Source organism: Spirosoma litoris (genome assembly GCF_054776755.1).
This window is the reverse complement of sequence record NZ_BAAHBI010000085.1, coordinates 1-1,045: the sequence shown is the minus strand read 5'-3', so window position 1 is coordinate 1,045 and position 1,045 is coordinate 1. Positions and strand designations below refer to the sequence as shown.

1 protein-coding gene is annotated in these 1,045 nt (G+C 47.9%); it reads left to right on the top strand.

Going from position 1 to position 1,045, the window contains the following annotated elements:
* Window positions 1–35: 35 nt before the first annotated feature.
* A partial coding sequence (locus ACYVGR_RS37575) for an ISAs1 family transposase (protein ID WP_460966066.1) occupies window positions 36–1,045 on the top strand: 1,010 nt, incomplete at its 3' end.

The following is a 1,045-nucleotide window of genomic DNA, read 5'->3' as shown; positions in this document are numbered from 1 at the left end:
GGACTACTTTTTTCGCAAACGTACCGGATTTTCGATTGAATCGTCGCAAACGCCATTTATTACTTGATATACTGGTAATCACCCTGTTAGCTGTTATCTGTGGAGCGGATGATTATGAAGAAATTGCCCTTTATGGTCGTCGAAAAGAGGCCTTCCTGCGTACCTTTCTTAGTCTGCCTAACGGCATTCCATCGCATGATACATTTAATCGGGTACTCAAATTTTTGGACAAGAAAGCCTTTGCCCACTGCTTGTACCGCTGGTCAAAACAGATCATGACCACACTCGAGCCCATGATGAACCAACTCAATGTGGACGGTAAAGTCCTTCGAGCCACCGCCAAAGCCGGTCAGAAGAAATCAGGCTTATGCATTGTCAGTGCTTGGGCAGGCGAACATCGGCTGGTACTGGGTCAGGAAAAAGTGGCCTCTAAAAGTAATGAAAAGACCGCCATTGCGGAGCTACTCAAGACCCTGGAGTTGACCAATACCTTAGTGAGTATTGATGCCATTGCTTGTGAGCCAGGCAACGCCGAGCTGATCGTGGACAGAAAAGGGCATTACCTGTTGGCGTTAAAGAAAAATCAAGGCTTACTTTACGAGCAAGTGACCCAGCGGATGCAGCAGACTAAGCCACAACTACCTGTTGATGAGCACATTGATTTTGGTAGTGGGCGTATTGAAACGCGCCGTTGTTATGTGGAAAGCAAGCTGAGTTTGTATGACGATCTACGGGATTGGCCTGCCTGTCAGAGTGTGATTCTAGTAGAGGCTACTCGTGAGATCAACGGAGTCGTCAGCCACCAGACCCGTTATTATTTGAGTGATTTAGTACTGCCCCCTGCGGCTTTCAACTCGGCCGTTCGCCATCATTGGGGGATCGAGAATCAGTTGCACTGGTGGCTGGACATGGTTTTCCATGAAGATCAACAGCGAATTCGGTCGGGTAATGGGGCGGAGAATTTTGCCACCATACGTAAGTTGGCACTTCAACTTTTGCATCGGGTTGATGATAAGGAAAGTATGAAGAGTCGGCGTAAGTTGGC